Source organism: Mycobacterium celatum, assembly GCF_002101595.1.
Classification (GTDB): Bacteria; Actinomycetota; Actinomycetes; order Mycobacteriales; family Mycobacteriaceae; genus Mycobacterium; species Mycobacterium celatum.
In genome coordinates this window covers 138,779-155,781 of the sequence record NZ_LQOM01000022.1, presented here as the reverse complement: position 1 = coordinate 155,781, position 17,003 = coordinate 138,779, and the positions used below count along the sequence as shown (strand labels likewise).

Sequence of the window (17,003 nt, the reverse complement as noted above, 5' to 3'; positions counted from 1 at the left end):
TACCCAATACGGTGTCCTGGTGGCACCCGAAAACACGCGACACCCCGGCGGCGGATTCAACCCGCCCGAGCCGACCACCAAGGGCGGTCCCGACTACGGCAGGTTCATCGAGGCGGTGCGGGTGCTGCAGGACCACGCCCGCGCCGTCGACGCGCCCGACGAGGTGATCAGCGAGGCGGCCGATCTGCTCGGAAAGGTATCCGACCTGTTGGCGCCGTTCGACACCGACGAATGGCGCTCCCCGTCGGGCCGCCGGATGGATCTGCCGATGCGCGGCAACATCTCGTCGATACCGATGAAGATGACCAAGACCGACGACGGCAGGATCCGCGGCTGGGCCCGTTTCCGCCGGTTCCATCTGGGACGCAACAGCGCCGTCCACGGCGGCATGGTGGCCCAGCTCTTCGATTCGGTGCTGGGGCTGACGTCGGCGGTGCTCACCGGCGGCCCGTACCAGCGCACCGCCTACCTGCATCTGGACTACCGGCACATCGTGCCGATCGAGAAAGAGCTACAGATAGAGGCTGGAATCAGCCGGGTCGAGGGCCGCAAGATCTTCGTGTCCGGCCGTCTCAGCGACGGCGACACCCTGCTGACCGAAGGCGAAGCGCTGTTCGTGATGCTCAAGCCGGGCCAGCCGTAGCTGGTTCAGCGGTTCCGTCCGCGCGACCGGGGCGTGCCGATCGGCAGCATGCCCTCCTCGTGGTCGAGTTCGCGTTGGAGCACGCGAAGACTCTTGTCGGGCAGCATGCCGGCGTCACGCCAGCGCACCAGCTCGTCGCGTTCGGCGTCGATGGCCGCCCGGCGTATCGCCGCGGCGGCCTCATAACCGGTGAGCGGCACCTCGCCCAGATCCGACGACTCCAGCAGATCGAGTTGACGCTGATACCGCTCCAGCCGGGCGGACAGCTGCTCGCGCACACTGACGAGTGCCCGGGCATCGAGATCGTCATCTTGTTGGTCCAGTTCGTCGAGCCGGTCGAGGGCAGCCTGGATGGCTGCGGTGCGCGCTCGATGGCGCAGCCGCAGCTCGTCGACGGCGTCGGGCTGCAGCCCCAACGCCCGCACCACCCGACCGAATGTGCTGCCCTGGCCGATCAGCGTCACGAGCACCACGACAAACGTGCAGAACAGCAACAGGTTTCGGTCGGGAAACGCGGCACCGCTATGCGTCATGAATGGCACCGCGAAAATTGCGGCGAGGCTCACCACACCGCGGGTGCCGGCCCAGCTCAGCACGAAAATCTCACGGCCAGTCAGCTTTTCGGCCCTGGAGTCGGCGTTTCCCAGCCGGGTGTGCAGCGGGCGCGGAAGCGTCTGGGTGAGCACCAACCACAGCGGCCGCATCAACAGCACCACCGCGACGGTCACACTGACCGACACGATGATCGTTGAGGTCGAGTAGCCGCGCAGGCCGTCGAGAATGGTCGGCAACTGCTGACCGATCAGCAAGAAGACGAGACCTTCGAGCAGAAAGTTGACCAATCGCCAGACGGCTCGAGTCTGCAACCGGGTTGCGCCCGTTTCGGATCGGGGCGAGTCGTGTCCGACGATCAGCCCGCACACCACGACGGCCAGCACACCGGAAGCGTGGACCTTCTCGGCGGCCAGATAGGTCACAAACGGGGTGACGAGCGAAATCGCGTTGGCGGTCAGCACGTCGTGGGTCCATGCTCGGAGCCCCCGCCGGCAGTAGGCCATCGCCAGGCCCACCAGCAGACCGCCCGCTGCGGCGAGGACGAACCGCCCGACTGCGGACGACAGCGAGAACCCGGCGCCGCTGGCCACCGAAATGGCCACCGAAAACGTGGTGAGCGCGGTCGCGTCGTTGAGCAGCCCTTCGCCCTCGATCAGGGTGACGACGCCCAGCGGCAGACCGACCTTGCGCGCGACGGCGAGCGCGGCGACCGGATCTGTCGGCGCCACCGCTGCGCCCAGCGCCATCCCCGCCGCGAGTGTGGCGCCAGCGACCACCAGGCTGAATGCGACACCGACCGACGCCGCGGTCAGTAGAACCAGAACCACCGACAGGCTGATGATCGTGCGCAGGTTGCGGCGTATCCCGACGAGCGACGACTCCAGCGCCGCGTGGTACAGCAATGGCGGCAAGATGCCGGTCATCACGACGTCGGGGTCAAGGCCGATGTTCGGACCGGGCAGCAGCGCGTAGCCGATCCCGGCGAGGGTGAGAAGCGCCGCGCTGGGCAGGTCGGTGCGCTCGCTGACCCAGTTCACCACCACGATGACGGCGACGGCGACGAGCAGCAGTCCCAAACCCGTCTGCACCAACACGGCCTCATTCTGCCGTTTCGGGTGACCCGTCGGCGGCGCTGCTCGGCCGCGGGACGCCCCGATAGCATGGTCGTCGACCCACCGAACCTTTGGAGACCGCCGCAATGACCGCAGCCCTGATCCGGGTACCAGCCGGAACGAGCGCTGCTGCGGCGGTACGCGAGGCGGGGCTGCCGGGCCGCGGCGCGCCCGACGCGGTTGTGGTGGTGCGCGACGCTGAAGGCAAACTGCGCGACTTGAGCTGGGTACCGGAGGCCGACGCCGAGGTTGTCCCGGTGGCGGCCAACACCGAAGACGGTCGCAGCGTGATCCGGCATTCGTGCGCCCACGTCCTGGCCCAGGCCGTGCAGGAATTGTTCCCGGACGCCAAGCTCGGCATCGGCCCGCCGATCACCGACGGCTTCTACTACGACTTCGACGTGCCGGCGCCGTTCACGCCAGAGGATCTGGAGGCGCTGGAAAAGCGGATGCGCCAGATCGTCAAGGAGGGCCAGCTGTTCTCCCGGCGGGTCTACGAATCCAAGGAGCAGGCCCGCGAGGAGCTGGCCGACGAGCCGTACAAGCTGGAACTGGTCGACGACAAGTCCGGCGACCCTGCGGTGATGGAGGTCGGCGGCGACGAGCTGACCGCCTACGACAACCTCAATCCCCGTACCCGAGAGCGTGTTTGGTACGACCTGTGCCGCGGCCCGCACATTCCCACCACCCGCCACATCCCGGCGTTCAAGCTGACCCGAAGCTCGGCGGCGTACTGGCGCGGCGACCAGAACAACGCCAGCCTGCAACGCATCTACGGCACGGCCTGGGAGTCGCAGGAGGCCCTTGAGCATCACCTGACGATGCTCGAGGAGGCGGCGCGTCGCGACCACCGCAAGCTCGGTACCGAGCTGGACCTCTTCAGCTTCCCCGACGAAATCGGTTCGGGCCTGGCGGTTTTCCACCCGAAGGGCGGCATTGTGCGCCGCGAGCTGGAGGAGTATTCGCGGCGCAAGCACATCGAGGCCGGCTACGAGTTCGTCAACACCCCGCACATCACCAAGGCCGACTTGTTCCACACCTCCGGGCACTTGGACTGGTACGCCGACGGGATGTACCCGCCGATGCACCTCGACGCCGAATACGACGACGACGGCACCATGCGCAAGCCGGGCCAGGACTACTACCTCAAGCCGATGAACTGCCCGATGCACACGCTGATCTTCCGGTCCCGGGGCCGGTCGTATCGCGAACTTCCGTTGCGGCTCTTCGAGTTCGGCACCGTCTACCGCTACGAGAAGTCGGGTGTGGTGCACGGCCTGACCCGGGCGCGCGGCTTCACGATGGACGACGCGCACATCTTCTGCACCCGTGACCAGCTGCGCGCGGAGCTGGCGTCGCTGCTGCGGTTCGTGCTCGACCTGCTGGGCGACTACGGGCTGGAGGACTTCTATCTGGAGCTGTCCACCAAGGACCCGGAGAAGTTCGTCGGCTCCGACGAGCTCTGGGAGGAAGCCACCAACGTCCTGGCCGAGGTGGCGGCGGACTCCGGCCTGGAACTGGTGCCCGATCCGGGCGGTGCGGCGTTCTACGGGCCGAAAATCTCCGTGCAGGCCCGCGACGCGCTGGGCCGCAGCTGGCAGATGTCGACCATCCAGGTGGACTTCAACTTCCCGGAACGTTTCGAGTTGGAGTACACCGCCGCCGACGGCATTCGGCGGCGGCCGGTGATGATCCACCGGGCGTTGTTCGGGTCGATCGAGCGGTTCTTCGGCATCCTCACCGAGCACTACGCCGGCGCGTTCCCCGCGTGGCTGGCGCCGGTGCAGGCGGTCGGCATCCCCGTCGCCGACGACCACGTGCCTTACCTGGAAGATGTTGCAGCGCAACTGCGCTCACATGGTGTGCGGGTCGAGGTGGACGCCAGCGACGACCGGATGGCCAAAAAGATCGTCAACCACACCAACCACAAGGTGCCCTTCATGCTGCTGGCCGGCGACCGCGACGTCGCCGCCGGCGCGGTGAGCTTTCGGTTTGCTGACCGCACCCAGATCAACGGCGTGCCGCGCGACGACGCCGTCGCCGCCATTGTGCAATGGCTCGCCGACCGCGAAAACGCCGCGCCCACTGCCGAACTGGTGAAAGTGAGCGGTCGTGGCTGACGAAGACGCAATCGTCGACCGCGGCGTGGGTGAGGCCGACCATCTGCAGCGGTTGTGGACGCCGTACCGGATGAGTTACCTGGCCGAGGGTCCACTCAAGCGGGACAACAGCGACGCCGCGCAGCCGTTCACCGACATCCCGCAACTGTCCGACGAGGAAGGTCTGGTGGTCGCCCGCGGCGAACTGGTGTACGCCGTGCTCAACCTCTACCCGTACAACCCCGGCCACCTGATGGTGGTGCCCTATCGGCGGGTATCCGAACTGGAGGATCTCACCGACAAGGAAAGTGCGGAGCTGATGGCGTTCACCCAGAAGGCGATCCGCGTCATCAAGGCCGTGTCACGCCCGCACGGTTTCAACGTCGGCCTGAACCTGGGCACGTCGGCCGGCGGCTCGCTGGCCGAACACCTGCACGTGCACGTGGTGCCTCGGTGGGGCGGCGACGCCAACTTCATCACGATCATCGGCGACTCCAAGGTCATCCCGCAGTTGCTGCGCGACACCCGGCAACTGCTGGCCACCGAGTGGGCGAAACAGCCGTGAGCAAACTGTTGTCCCGGGAAGGGGTGGCACGAGTCACCACACCGGTGGCGAGGGCCTTGCTGCGGCTCGGTCTGACCGCGGATGCCGTCACGATCATCGCCACCGCGGCGTCGGTGCTGGCCTCGCTGACGCTGTTTCCGATCGGTCAGCTGTTCGCCGCTGCGTTGGTGATCTGGTTCTTCGTGATGTTCGACATGGTCGACGGGGCGATGGCCCGCGAGAGCGGCGGCGGCAGCCGGTTCGGCGCCGTGCTCGACGCCACCTGCGACCGGATCAGCGACGGCGCGGTGTTCTGCGGGTTGCTGTGGTGGGCGGCGTTCGGCCTGCGCAGCCCGTCGCTGGTGGTGGCGACGTTGATCTGTCTGGTCACTTCGCAGGTGATCTCCTACATCAAGGCCCGCGCCGAGGCCAGCGGGCTGCGCGGCGACGGCGGATTCATCGAACGCCCGGAGCGCTTGATCATCGTGCTGGTGGGCGCCGGACTGTCGGACCTGCCGGTGTTTCCGCTGCCCTGGGCGCTGCACGTGGCGATGTGGGTGCTGGCGGTGGCCAGCATGATCACCTGTGCACAGCGGTTGCACACCGTGCGGCACTCGCCCGGGGCGGCGGAGCCGTTGCACGGGCCGGGGAAGAGCGAGCCGTGATCTCCGTCCCGGCGGGTCGCAAAGTGCCTGGGGTCAGTCGCTTCTCGCTGGGTGGTCGGATGAGCGACTGGGGATATGCAGCCGGCTGGATGATGGTGCGGGCCTTGCCGGAATTCGCCGCGCGCAACATGTTCGACGCCGGCGCGGGGTATGCGGCGCTGGGCGGCGGGCCGGTCCAGCTGCGCAAGAACCTGGCCCGCGTCATCGGCGTGGCGCCCGCCGAGGTTCCCGACTCGTTGATGCGGGCCTCGCTGGCCTCCTACGCGCGCTACTGGCGCGAAGCGTTCAGGCTGCCGACGATGAACCACGCCGAACTGGCCCAGCAGTTGCACGAATCGATTCTGGGCCAAGAAAATCTGAACGCGGCGCTTGCTGCCGGCCGCGGTGCGGTCGTGGCGTTGCCGCACAGCGGCAACTGGGACATGGCCGGCGTGTGGCTGGCGCAGACCCACGGCGCGTTCACCACCGTCGCCGAGCGGCTCAAACCCGAGTCGCTGTACAAGCGGTTCATCAACTACCGCGAAAGCCTGGGCTTCGAGGTGCTTCCGCTGTCCGGCGGCGAACGGCCGCCATTCGAAGTGCTCTGCGAACGGCTGCGTGACAACAAGATCGTGTGCCTGATGGCCGAGCGCGACCTCACCCGCACCGGCGTGCAGGTCGACTTCTTCGGCGAACCCACCCGGCTGCCGGCCGGACCGGCCAAGCTGGCAATCGAAACCGGGGCGGCACTGTTGCCGACGCATTGCTGGTACAGCGACGACGGCTGGCCCGCCCACATTTATCCCCCGCTGGACTGCACCAGCGGCGACGTCGTCGCCATCACCCAGGCACTGGCCAAGAAGTTCGCCGTCAACATCGCCGCGCACCCCGCCGACTGGCATATGCTGCAGCCGCAATGGCTGGCGGATCTGTCCACCGAGCGACGGGCCAAATTGGGGGACGGTTGATGCGCATCGGCATGGTGTGCCCGTACTCGTTCGACGTGCCCGGCGGGGTGCAGTCACACGTACTGCAGCTCGCTGAGGTGATGCGTTCCCGCGGGCACTGCGTCAGCGTGCTGGCACCCTCGTCACCGCACGTGAAGCTGCCCGACTACGTCGTCTCCGCCGGCAAGGCCGTGCCGATCCCGTACAACGGCTCGGTGGCCCGGCTGCAGTTCGCCCCGGCAGTGCACGGCCGGGTGCGGCGCTGGCTGGCCGAGGGTGATTTCGACGTGTTGCACCTGCACGAACCCAACGCGCCCAGCCTGTCGATGTGGGCGCTGCGGGTGGCCGAGGGGCCCATCGTGGCGACCTTTCACACCTCGACCACCAAATCGCTGACGCTCTCGGTGTTCCAGGGCGTGTTGCGGCCCTGGCACGAGAAGATCGTCGGCCGCATCGCGGTGTCCGACCTGGCCCGGCGCTGGCAGATGGAGGCGCTGGGCTCCGACGCGGTCGAGATCCCCAACGGTGTCGACGTGGCGTCGTTCGCTTCGGCGCCGCTGCTGGACGGATATCCGCGACCGGGCAAGACGGTCTTGTTCTTGGGCCGCTACGACGAGCCGCGCAAGGGCATGGCGGTGTTGATGGACGCGCTGCCGCACGTGGTGCAGCGTTTTCCCGATGTGCAGCTGCTGGTTGTCGGCCGTGGCGATGACGACGAATTACGAAGCAGCGCAGGCCGTTTGGCGGAGCATCTGCGTTTTCTGGGCCAAGTGGACGACGCCGGCAAGGCGTCGGCGCTGCGCAGCGCCGACGCCTACTGCGCGCCCAACATCGGCGGTGAGAGCTTCGGCATCGTGCTGGTGGAGGCGATGGCCGCCGGCACAGCGGTGGTGGCCAGCGATCTGCACGCATTCCGGCGGGTGCTGCGCGACGGCCAGGCGGGGCGCCTGGTGCCGGTCGGGGACGGCGCCGCCCTGGGTGCGGCGCTGGTCGCGGTGCTGGAGAGCGATGTGCTGCGGGAACGGTATGTGGCGGCCGGCGCCGAGGCGGTGCGCCGCTATGACTGGTCGGTGGTGGCCAACCAGATCATGCGGGTCTACGAGACGGTCGCCGGCTCCGGCACCAAGGTGCAGGTGGCCAGCTGATGATCTGGCCGGTGGTGGCGATCGCGGTGCTGGTCGTGCTGCTGGTGATGTTCGGCAGCTGGGTGTATCACACCGCCAACCGGCTGGACCGGCTGCACGTGCGCTACGACCTGTCCTGGCAGGCGCTGGACGGGGCGCTGGCCCGTCGCGCCGTGGTGGCCCGCGCGGTGGCGGTGGACGCCTTCCACGGTGCGTCGGAGGGCAAGCGGCTGGCGGCGCTGGCCGATGCGGCCGAGCGCGCGCCGCGGCACACCCGTGAGGCGTGTGAGAACGAGTTGTCCGCGGCGCTGGCGATGGTCGACCCGGCGTCGCTGCCGTCGGCGCTGGTCGCCGAGTTGGCCGATGCCGAAGCCCGGGTGCTGCTGGCCCGTCGCTTCCACAACGACGCGGTCCGCGACACGCTGGCGCTGCGCGAGCGGCCGCTGGTACGTCTGCTGCGGCTGGGCGGAACCGCTTCGCTGCCAAGCTATTTCGAGATCGCCGAGCGCTCGCAGGCGGTCGGGCATGTCTCGAACAAGCGGACGTCGGCGCGGGTGGTCCTGCTCGACGAGGACGGCGCGGTGCTGCTGTTGTGCGGGTCCGACCCGGCGCTGCCGCCGGGTGCCGCGCCGCGCTGGTGGTTCACCGTCGGCGGCCAGACCCGCGACGGCGAGGACCTGGCCGCAACGGCCGCGCGCGAGCTGGCCGAGGAGACCGGTCTGCGGGTCGACCCCGGCGACATGATCGGGCCGATCTGGCGGCGTGATGCGGTGTTCGACTTCAACGGCTCGGTGCTCGACAGCGAGGAGTTCTTCTTCGTCTACCGCACCAGCAGGTTCGAGCCATCCATCGCCGGGCGGACCGAGCTGGAACGTCGCTACATCCACTGCCACCGCTGGTGTGACGCCGCCGACATCGCCGAGTTGGTGGCCGCCGGCGAGACCGTATACCCGCTGCAGCTCTCCGAACTGCTGGCCGACGCGAATGCGCTGGCAACGACCCGCGCGCCGCGGCAGCTGCAGTCCATCCGCTAGGTGTGGCGAGCAGACGCAGAATCGCACGCTCGGGCGCCGGATTGTGCGATTCTGCGTCTGCTCGCCGCGGCTTTAAACTGGCGTAGTACCAGGTGAAGGAGATCAACAGTGGATAGCGCCGCTTTGTCGAACGGCCGCGGGCAAACCGGAACCGCGCGGGTCAAGCGCGGCATGGCCGAGATGCTCAAGGGCGGCGTCGTCATGGACGTGGTCACCCCCGAGCAGGCCCGCATCGCCGAGGGCGCCGGCGCCGTCGCGGTGATGGCCCTGGAACGGGTGCCCGCCGACATCCGGGCCCAGGGCGGGGTGTCCCGGATGAGCGACCCGGACATCATCGAGAGCATCATCTCCGCGGTCACCATCCCTGTGATGGCCAAGGCGCGCATCGGGCACTTCGTCGAGGCGCAGATCCTGCAGGCCCTGGGCGTGGACTACGTCGACGAGTCCGAGGTGCTGACCCCGGCCGACTACACCCATCACATCGACAAGTGGAAGTTCACCGTGCCGTTCGTCTGCGGCGCCACCAACCTGGGCGAGGCGCTGCGGCGCATCGGCGAGGGCGCGGCGATGATCCGCTCCAAGGGCGAGGCGGGCACCGGCGACGTCTCCAACGCCACCACCCACATGCGGGCGATCACCGCTGAGATTCGCCGGCTGACCTCGCTGTCCGACGACGAATTGTACGTTGCGGCAAAGGAATTGCAGGCCCCCTACGAGCTCGTGGTCGAGGTGGCCCGGGCCGGCAAGCTGCCGGTCACGCTGTTCACCGCCGGCGGGATCGCGACGCCCGCCGACGCCGCGATGATGATGCAGCTCGGCGCCGAGGGCGTCTTCGTCGGCTCGGGCATCTTCAAGTCCGGCGACCCGGCGCAGCGGGCCGCCGCGATCGTCAAGGCCACCACCTTCTACGACGACCCCGACGTGCTGGCCCGGGTGTCGCGCGGGCTCGGCGAGCCGATGGTCGGCATCAACGTCGAGGAGATTGCCGCGCCGCACCGGCTGGCCGAACGCGGCTGGTAAGAACGATCCGTGGCGATCGAGCAGATCCTCGACCTCGAGCAGCTCGAGGTCAACATCTACCGGGGCAGCGTGTTCAGCCCCGAATCGGGCAACTGGCAGCGCACCTTCGGCGGCCACGTCGCCGGCCAGACCCTGGTGTCGGCGGTGCGCACGGTCGATCCGCGGTTTCTGGTGCACTCGTTGCACGGCTACTTCCTGCGGCCCGGCGATGCCAAGGCGCCCACCATCTTCATCGTCGAACGCATCCGCGACGGCGGCTCGTTCTGCACCAGGCGGGTCAACGCGATCCAGCACGGCGAGACCATTTTCGCCATGTCGGCGTCGTTTCAGACCGACCAGAGCGGCATCGAGCACCAGGACGCGATGCCGTCGGCGCCGCCGCCGGACGACCTGCCGGGGCTGCAGTCGATGAAGGTGTTCGACGACGCGGGATTCCGCCAATTCGAAGAGTGGGACGTGCGGATCGTGCCGCGGGAGAAGTTGGTCCTCCTGCCCGGGCTGGCGTCGCAGCAGCAGGTGTGGTTCCGGCATCGCGACCCGCTGCCCGACGACCATGTGCTGCACATCTGCGCGCTGGCCTACATGAGCGACCTGACCCTGCTCGGCTCGGCGCAGGTGATCCACCTCGAGGAGCGGCAACACCTGCAGGTTGCTTCGCTGGACCACGCGATGTGGTTCATGCGGCCATTCCGGGCCGACGAGTGGCTGCTCTACGACCAGTCGTCGCCGTCGGCGTGCGGCGGGCGGTCGCTGACCCAGGGCAAGATCTTCAACCAGTACGGCGAGATGGTCGCGGCGGTGATGCAGGAGGGTCTGACCCGCTACAAGCGCGACTTCAGGCCGACGTGAGCGCTCCCCGCGTCGGCGTCTTGGCGCTGCAGGGCGACACTCGCGAACACATTGCGGCGCTGCACGAGGCCGGGGCTTCTGCGGTGCCGGTGCGCCGCCGCGACGAGCTCGACGCCGTCGACGCGCTGGTGATCCCGGGCGGGGAGTCCACCACGATGAGCCACCTGCTGCGCGACCTCGACCTGCTCGAGCCGCTTCGCAAGCGGCTGGCCGACGGGCTTCCGGCCTACGGGGCGTGTGCCGGGATGATCCTGCTGGCCAGCGAAATCCTCGACGCCGGGTCTGCGGGCCGGGAGGCGCTGCCCTTGGGTGGCATCGATATGACGGTGCGGCGCAACGCTTTTGGGCGGCAAGTCGACTCGTTCGAAGGCGATCTGGAGTTCTTCGGCCTGGACGACCCGGTGCACGCGGTGTTCATCCGGGCGCCCTGGGTGGAGCGGTGTGGGCCGGATGTGCAGGTGCTGGCCCGCGCCGCTGGCCACGTGGTCGCGGTGCGCCAGGGTCCGGTGCTCGCAACGGCGTTTCACCCGGAGATGACCGGCGATCGCCGCATCCACCGGCTGTTCGTCGACATCGTCATCGGCGCGGCGTAGTCCCACGTCGCAGGGCCCGCCAAGGCATGATGTGGTCATGGCCGACATCGTGCGGGGCCGATTCGGGCGCGTCGCAAAGCTGGCGAGCCTTCCGGCAGGCGCGGCCGGGCGCGCTGCACTGGGCGTCGGCAAGCGGATGACCGGCAAGTCGAAGGACGAGGTCAACGCCGAACTCCTGGAGAAAGCCGCCGACGAGCTGTTCTGTGTCCTGGGCGAGCTCAAGGGCGGCGCGATGAAGGTCGGTCAGGCGCTGTCGGTGATGGAGGCCGCGATACCTCCGCAATTCGCCGACCCGTTTCGCGAGGCCCTGGTCAAGCTGCAAAGCGAGGCCCCGCCGTTGCCGGCGGCCAAGGTGCACCGGGTGCTCGACGCCCAGCTCGGCACCAAATGGCGCGACCGCTTCGAGTCCTTCGACGACACCCCGGTCGCCTCGGCGAGCATCGGGCAGGTCCACAAGGGCGTCTGGAAAGACGGTCGCGAGGTGGCCGTCAAGGTCCAATACCCCGGCGCCGACGAGGCGCTGCGCGCGGACCTCAAGCTGATAAAACGGTTCTCCTGGGTGGTCAAGCAGATCGCGCCGCGGGCGGACGTGGACCGCATCGTCGCAGAGGTCAGCGAGCGCATCGAAGCGGAGCTGGATTACCGGCTGGAAGCCAACTATCAGCGTGCCTTCGCGAAAGCCTTTGCGGGCGACGAGAAGTTCTTTGTGCCGCCAGTGGTCGCCAGCGCGCCGAAGGTCATCATCTCGGAGTGGATGGAGGGCCGGCGCCTTTCCGCGATCATCGCCGAGGGCACCCGGGATGACCGAGACGCCGTGTGCGCCTTGCTTTTCGAATTCATCCTGAGCTCACCCGCACGTGTCGAGCTGGTGCATGCCGACCCGCATCCCGGCAATTTCATGGTGCTGGCGGACGGCCGGCTCGGGGTCATCGATTTCGGCGCCGTCGCCGAGCATCCCGGCGGCCTGCCCGCCGAATTCGGTGAGCTGCTGTGCTGGGCGCGCGACGAACAGTGGGATGAAGTGATCCGGCTGCTCAAGAAGCTCGGGTTCATGCCCGCCGAGTACGACCTGACCGCCGAGCAAGTGGTGGCCTACATCGATCCGCTCTGGGCCTACATCGACCCGCTGCGGGCCGGTGAGTTCCATTTCACCCGCCAATGGTTCCAAAAGACCGCATTGGTGACGACCGACCCCATGCGGGAGGGGTTCGCCGACCGGTTCAAGTTGGCCCGCCAGTTGACCATCCCACCCGGATGGATCATGTTGCTGCGCACGCTCGGCGGCTTGCTGGGGGTCGCCGTGCAGCTCGACGCACACGTGGCCTACGCCACGCTGGCCGAGCGATGGCTACCGGGATTCTTCGAGCCCGGTGAGCGCCCCACGTAGACTCGTCTGGCGACTTTGCCCAGCGACGACAAGAGGTAGTAATCGATGAGCGGCCACTCCAAATGGGCCACCACCAAGCACAAGAAGGCCGTCATCGACGCGCGCCGCGGCAAGATGTTCGCCCGGCTGATCAAGAACATCGAGGTCGCGGCCCGTGTCGGTGGCGGTGACCCGGCAGGCAACCCGACGCTCTACGACGCCATCCAAAAGGCCAAGAAGAGTTCGGTGCCCAACGAGAACATCGAGCGGGCCCGCAAGCGCGGCGCCGGCGAGGAGGCCGGCGGCGCCGACTGGCAAACCATCACCTACGAGGGCTACGGGCCCAACGGGGTGGCGGTGCTGATCGAATGCCTGACCGACAACCGCAACCGGGCCGCCAGCGAGGTGCGGGTCGCGATGACCCGCAACGGTGGCAACATGGCCGACCCGGGCTCGGTGTCGTACCTGTTCACCCGCAAGGGCGTGGTGACGCTGGACAAGGACGGGCTGACCGAGGACGACGTGCTGGCGGCGGTGCTCGACGCCGGCGCCGAGGACGTCAACGACTTGGGCGACAGCTTCGAGATCATCACAGAGCCGGGCGATCTGGTGGCGGTGCGCACCGCATTGCAGGACGCCGGCATCGACTACGACTCCGCCGAGGCGGGATTCCAGCCGTCGGTCACCGTTCCGCTCGACGCCGAGGGCGCGCGCAAGGTCATGAAGCTGGTCGACGCGCTCGAAGAGAGCGACGACGTGCAGGACGTGTACACCAACGCCGACATCCCCGACGAAATCCTGGCCCAGATCGAGGAGTGACTCTCGTGTCGAGCGCAAGCGCGGCGCAGGCGCCGGGCGCAGCGGGTCGACACCGTAGGACCTAGTCGTAGCCGTGGCGCATGTCCTCGACGACGCGCGGATGCTCCAGCGTCGACGGATCGAGCTCGAGCGGACGAATGTCGTCGGAAAACACCGTCGCGGCGTCGAGCACCGACTGGTTGAGGAAGCGCAGCGGCGGCGCCTCACGTGGCACGGAGGGCCGCGGCGCTGTGTCACCGCGCGTTGCCAACGCGAACCCCCAATCACCGAACGTGGGCACATGCACGTGGTAGGGCGTCACCGCATAGCCGGCGGCCTGGATCGTCGAGACCGTGCGCCAGAACGCCTTTGGCGTCGAGTACGGGCTGCCCGCCTGTACAACCATCAGCCCGCCGGGAGCGAGCGCGCGGGCGGCAAGCGTATAGAACTCGGTCGAATACAGCCGGCCCAGCACCGGCGTATCGGGATCGGGCAGGTCGACGATGACGGCGTCGAACTTCCCGAGGTTGGGGCCGCGCAGCCAGGTCATCGCGTCGCCGGTGACGATCTCGACGCGGGGATTGTCCAGTGAACCGCCATTGGCGGAACGCATTGTGGTGCGGGCTAATTCGACGACGGCCGGATCCAGCTCGACTTGCACGATCTTGTCGACGCGAGGCTGCCGCAGCAGTTCCCGGGCGGCCAGGCCGTCGCCGCCACCGAGCACCAGCACCGAACGCGCGCCCTGGCCCAGCGCGGGGTAGACCAGGCTTTCCGTGTAGCGGTACTCGTCGAGGGTGCAGAACTGCAGGCCGCCGTCGAGGTAGAGCCGCATGTCCTTGCCGCGCCGGGTGATCACGATCTCCTGGTAGGCCGAATGCCGGTAGGCGATGATCGGGTCGGCGTAGAGCCGCTGGCGGCTGGTCGTCTCGATGTCGGCAGCACGCGCCAGCAGTGTGGCCAGCAGGACCAGTGCCGCGGCCAGCGCGCACAGCGCCGTCCCCAGTTGGCGCACGGAAACCACTTGGCGCAAAAGGAAAACCGCGACGACGGCCGCGGCTGCCAGGTTGATGATGCCGGTGGCCGCCGCGCCGCGGATCATGCCCAGGTGCGGCAGCAGGATGAACGGCCACACCAGCCCACCGATCAACGCACCGAGGTAGTCGGCGGCGGTCAGGTTGGCCAGCACGCGTCCGGCGTCGGTCGCACCTGTGGTGCGGCCCCGCTGAAGCAGCGTCATCAGCAGCGGGACCTCGGCGCCCACCAGTGCACCGATCAGCGCGGTGCCCAACGCCAGCACCCACAACGATCCGCCGATGAACGAGAACGCGACGTACAACGCCGTCGCCGACAAGCCGCCGACGATGCCCAGCAGCGCCTCGACGGCGATGAACGTGATCTCGGCCCGCTCCAGCAGCGGCTTGACCAGCAGAGCGCCCGCGCCCAGCGCAGCGATGTAGCCCGCGACTATCAGCGACGTGGCGATGATTCCGCCGCCGTCCAGACTTGCCGAAAGAGTAAGCAGCGCAAGCTCATAGATGATGCCGCAGGCTGCGCATGCCGCGACGGCGGCTAGCAGCAGAGCACGCCAGCAAGTCATGACAGTGCGGCGGCGGTCACTCCTCCCACCGCCAACATCATTACCGCCGTCGCGAACGCTGCCGGATGCAGCTGCGCTTCTTCGACGTGCTCGTGGAACTTACCGGGCACCACGAAATGCAGCGTCAGTAGCGCTATTCCTTGCAGCGCGACGCCCAGCAGCCCGTACACCGCGACACCGACCAGGCCCTGGCCCAGTTGGCTGTAGCTGTTGGCTATCGCGCTGATGATCACGGTGGCCAGCGCGATGTACAAGGCGCAGGCCAAAATGACGGCGTTGGGGCGGCGATCGACGAACACCAGTTGCCGCAGCTTCCCCGGGGTCAGCACGTCGACCATCACAAAGCCGACGACCAGGACGGCCATGCCGACCAGGAAATACAGGATTGTGGCGACCACGCCCCGAGCCAATGGATCGACGTTGATAGTTCCGAAATCGATTGCCAGGTACACGGCTATCCCCTTTGTGAATGGATCATTTGGTTCCGCCCGGCCCGCCGGAGCTCCCGCCCGAGCCGCTTCGTGGCGCGCCCGGATAAAAGCCTGGACCGAGGAAGATGAACGCGCCGTGGTTGTATCCGGCGGCCAAGTCTTCGACCCGGATGCTGCACGGGTGCCCGCTATCCGGGCCGACGGTCACGATCTCGTTGTCGTAGCGCAGGTATTGCGTGCCGGCGTTGGCGGCCTGCGCTGCCGGATGTTGGTATTCGCCAAGCGTGTTGGCGACCCGGGCGGGCGATCCTTCGCAGAGGTAGCGGGTGCCGTTCGCATCGCGGGAGTATTCGTGATAGTGACCAGCGATATACGTGCGAATATCCTTGTGCAGCAAGGTTATTCCGAAGATCAGACTGATCACAGAGGTGACGGCCAAGGCGAGGGCCATCACGAACAGGCGGTTGCGGCTCATGGTCGCCATTGGCTCGCCGTGGAGACGACGGTGCCGCCGGGGGCGGCGGGATACAGGTGCCATGTCTGCCAACGCCAGCCGGGGCCGTCGGGCTCACCGGTCAGCGCGGTGAGCGCGGCGTCGTCGCCGGGGAAAGTCCCGCCGAGCCAACCGGTTTCACGTTCACACCGTTCCCGCAATCGGTGCGCGAGCCGGCGGAAAGTCCCTTCGTCATATGTGGCGGTGCGGGATTCGAGACGGTAGCCGGGCGCTTCGGTGCGTTCTGGAAGCGGATCTGGCGCGGCGCAGGAGACCTGTTCGGAGAACCCGGCGTTTTCGACGGTGATGACGTGCGACGCGCCCAGCACGCCGAGCACCAGCGCGCCGCCGCCGGGGTGCAACAGCCGATAGGTGGCGAGGGGGAGCGGCGACGGCGCGCTGAGCGCCAGGCCCAGCCCGGCCCCGCTTACGTCGGCCGGTGCGACGGCCAGCTGATGAAGCGGCACTGGCGTAGTCCTACGCGCCGGCAGGCGGCGCGGGATAAATGGTCAGCTCGCCGGGCAGGACGGGCTTGCCGGTCGACACCTCCCACGGCATGTCCGCCGCCCAGCGCTCGAAGGACAGCAGCGCGGATTCGTCGGCGTTGGCGTAGTCGACGAAGTCCATGTCGCCGCCCGCGGGCAAACCCGTCGTGCCCTCGGTGGTGTATCCCGCGTGACCGCGCTCTTTTTCGCGGTACGTCACGCCGTCGACCACGTGCTCGCCGCCGGGCTGCAGCGCAAGATCCTTGCGGCTCACCCACATTGCCAACTCGAGCCGCCCGTCGTCTTCCTCGACGCTGAACCACAGCGGCTTTTCGCCGCCTTCCAGCAGGTGCTCCCACCACACGAATGGACCTTCGCGGTAGGTGACCGATCCGCGGACTACGTAGTCGACGCCGCCGTAGCTGACGATCGCGCCGGGGCCGAGTTGTCGAGGCCCGAATTCCTGGGTGTCACCGAACTTGAGCGGATCCTGGCGCGCGCCCCGTCGTTCCGGCTCTTTGGGACGCCGCAGCGCGACGATGAAGACGACGATTGCCGCGATGAACAGCAGACAGGCGAGCACCAGCAGCACTATTCCCACCGCGCACCTTTCAGTAGCCCCGACCGTGCGGATCAATGGTGCGGTTCAACGTAACAGCTATTGGC

At 67.9% G+C, this 17,003-nt stretch carries 18 protein-coding genes; 12 read left to right on the top strand and 6 right to left on the bottom strand.

Annotated elements, in window-relative coordinates; genetic code table 11:
* Positions 1 to 19 precede the first annotated feature (19 nt).
* Positions 20 to 643, top strand: a complete 624-nt coding sequence (locus tag AWB95_RS07735; RefSeq protein ID WP_099539706.1) for a PaaI family thioesterase — start codon at positions 20 to 22, stop codon at positions 641 to 643.
* 5 nt (positions 644 to 648) lie between these two features.
* Here the strand turns inward: AWB95_RS07735 and AWB95_RS07730 are convergent, their stop codons facing one another.
* Positions 649 to 2,292 (bottom strand): Na+/H+ antiporter, encoded by a 1,644-nt coding sequence (locus AWB95_RS07730; RefSeq protein WP_232315445.1) that lies wholly within the window; start codon positions 2,290 to 2,292, stop codon positions 649 to 651.
* A 104-nt stretch (positions 2,293 to 2,396) separates the two neighbouring features.
* Here AWB95_RS07730 and thrS point away from each other — a divergent pair, with 104 nt between their 5' ends.
* The 11 genes from thrS to AWB95_RS07675 all read left to right on the top strand — a co-directional run bounded on the left by thrS (position 2,397) and on the right by AWB95_RS07675 (position 13,349).
* A complete protein-coding gene (gene thrS, locus AWB95_RS07725) occupies positions 2,397 to 4,430 on the top strand; it encodes a threonine--tRNA ligase (protein WP_062538261.1) in 2,034 nt (677 codons plus the stop codon).
* The gene (locus AWB95_RS07720) at positions 4,423 to 4,974 is read left to right on the top strand and encodes an ATP adenylyltransferase (protein WP_062538262.1); all 552 of its coding nucleotides are present in this window, start codon (positions 4,423 to 4,425) and stop codon (positions 4,972 to 4,974) included. Before thrS ends, AWB95_RS07720 begins: the two co-directional genes overlap by 8 nt.
* Positions 4,971 to 5,618, top strand: a complete 648-nt coding sequence (gene pgsA / locus AWB95_RS07715) for a phosphatidylinositol phosphate synthase (protein WP_062538267.1) — start codon at positions 4,971 to 4,973, stop codon at positions 5,616 to 5,618. Before AWB95_RS07720 ends, pgsA begins: the two co-directional genes overlap by 4 nt.
* Before the next feature lie 59 nt (positions 5,619 to 5,677).
* Positions 5,678 to 6,565, top strand: a complete 888-nt coding sequence (locus tag AWB95_RS07710) for a phosphatidylinositol mannoside acyltransferase (RefSeq protein ID WP_084706885.1) — start codon at positions 5,678 to 5,680, stop codon at positions 6,563 to 6,565.
* Positions 6,565 to 7,689 (top strand): glycosyltransferase family 4 protein, encoded by a 1,125-nt coding sequence (locus AWB95_RS07705; RefSeq protein WP_085167932.1) that lies wholly within the window; start codon positions 6,565 to 6,567, stop codon positions 7,687 to 7,689. Before AWB95_RS07710 ends, AWB95_RS07705 begins: the two co-directional genes overlap by 1 nt.
* Entirely contained in the window at positions 7,689 to 8,702 is a 1,014-nt protein-coding gene (locus AWB95_RS07700; protein WP_085167930.1) for an NUDIX hydrolase, read from the top strand. Before AWB95_RS07705 ends, AWB95_RS07700 begins: the two co-directional genes overlap by 1 nt.
* Positions 8,703 to 8,825: 123 nt before the next feature.
* Entirely contained in the window at positions 8,826 to 9,722 is an 897-nt protein-coding gene (gene pdxS, locus AWB95_RS07695; protein WP_373280791.1) for a pyridoxal 5'-phosphate synthase lyase subunit PdxS, read from the top strand.
* 9 nt (positions 9,723 to 9,731) lie between these two features.
* Complete coding sequence (gene tesB / locus AWB95_RS07690) at positions 9,732 to 10,571, top strand: acyl-CoA thioesterase II (protein ID WP_062540734.1); 840 nt, start codon at positions 9,732 to 9,734, stop codon at positions 10,569 to 10,571.
* Entirely contained in the window at positions 10,568 to 11,164 is a 597-nt protein-coding gene (gene pdxT / locus AWB95_RS07685; RefSeq protein ID WP_062540733.1) for a pyridoxal 5'-phosphate synthase glutaminase subunit PdxT, read from the top strand. The genes tesB and pdxT overlap by 4 nt, the downstream gene beginning before the upstream one ends.
* A 37-nt stretch (positions 11,165 to 11,201) precedes the next feature.
* Positions 11,202 to 12,551, top strand: a complete 1,350-nt coding sequence (locus AWB95_RS07680; protein ID WP_085167954.1) for an ABC1 kinase family protein — start codon at positions 11,202 to 11,204, stop codon at positions 12,549 to 12,551.
* A gap of 45 nt (positions 12,552 to 12,596) precedes the next feature.
* Complete coding sequence (locus AWB95_RS07675; protein WP_062540428.1) at positions 12,597 to 13,349, top strand: YebC/PmpR family DNA-binding transcriptional regulator; 753 nt, start codon at positions 12,597 to 12,599, stop codon at positions 13,347 to 13,349.
* A gap of 61 nt (positions 13,350 to 13,410) precedes the next feature.
* Here the strand turns inward: AWB95_RS07675 and AWB95_RS07670 are convergent, their stop codons facing one another.
* Genes AWB95_RS07670 through AWB95_RS07650 form a run of 5 tightly spaced genes read right to left on the bottom strand, consistent with a single transcriptional unit; the run spans position 13,411 to position 16,938 of the window.
* A complete protein-coding gene (locus AWB95_RS07670; RefSeq protein WP_062540429.1) occupies positions 13,411 to 14,928 on the bottom strand; it encodes a polyamine aminopropyltransferase in 1,518 nt (505 codons plus the stop codon).
* A complete protein-coding gene (locus tag AWB95_RS07665) occupies positions 14,925 to 15,380 on the bottom strand; it encodes a DUF350 domain-containing protein (RefSeq protein WP_062540430.1) in 456 nt (151 codons plus the stop codon). Before AWB95_RS07665 ends, AWB95_RS07670 begins: the two co-directional genes overlap by 4 nt.
* Before the next feature lie 22 nt (positions 15,381 to 15,402).
* Positions 15,403 to 15,834 carry a DUF4247 domain-containing protein gene (locus tag AWB95_RS07660; protein WP_062540435.1) on the bottom strand — a complete coding sequence of 144 codons (432 nt, stop codon included), beginning with the start codon at positions 15,832 to 15,834 and terminating at the stop codon, positions 15,403 to 15,405.
* Positions 15,831 to 16,319, bottom strand: coding sequence for a DUF2617 family protein (locus AWB95_RS07655; RefSeq protein WP_062540431.1), 489 nt, complete (start codon positions 16,317 to 16,319; stop codon positions 15,831 to 15,833). The genes AWB95_RS07660 and AWB95_RS07655 overlap by 4 nt, the downstream gene beginning before the upstream one ends.
* A gap of 10 nt (positions 16,320 to 16,329) precedes the next feature.
* Positions 16,330 to 16,938 carry a DUF4178 domain-containing protein gene (locus AWB95_RS07650; RefSeq protein WP_062540432.1) on the bottom strand — a complete coding sequence of 203 codons (609 nt, stop codon included), beginning with the start codon at positions 16,936 to 16,938 and terminating at the stop codon, positions 16,330 to 16,332.
* Positions 16,939 to 17,003 lie beyond the last annotated feature (65 nt).

Excerpts from the sequence above, each read along its gene's own strand:
- AWB95_RS07710 (WP_084706885.1), top strand. The coding sequence starts at position 5,678 with ATGAGCGACTGGGGATATGCAGCCGGCTGGATGATGGTGCGGGCCTTG.
- AWB95_RS07705 (WP_085167932.1), top strand. The coding sequence starts at position 6,565 with ATGCGCATCGGCATGGTGTGCCCGTACTCGTTCGACGTGCCCGGCGGG.
- AWB95_RS07675 (WP_062540428.1), top strand. The coding sequence starts at position 12,597 with ATGAGCGGCCACTCCAAATGGGCCACCACCAAGCACAAGAAGGCCGTC.
- AWB95_RS07670 (WP_062540429.1), bottom strand. The coding sequence starts at position 14,928 with ATGACTTGCTGGCGTGCTCTGCTGCTAGCCGCCGTCGCGGCATGCGCA.
- AWB95_RS07660 (WP_062540435.1), bottom strand. The coding sequence starts at position 15,834 with ATGAGCCGCAACCGCCTGTTCGTGATGGCCCTCGCCTTGGCCGTCACC.
- AWB95_RS07680 (WP_085167954.1), top strand. The coding sequence starts at position 11,202 with ATGGCCGACATCGTGCGGGGCCGATTCGGGCGCGTCGCAAAGCTGGCG.
- thrS (WP_062538261.1), top strand. The coding sequence starts at position 2,397 with ATGACCGCAGCCCTGATCCGGGTACCAGCCGGAACGAGCGCTGCTGCG.
- AWB95_RS07700 (WP_085167930.1), top strand. The coding sequence starts at position 7,689 with ATGATCTGGCCGGTGGTGGCGATCGCGGTGCTGGTCGTGCTGCTGGTG.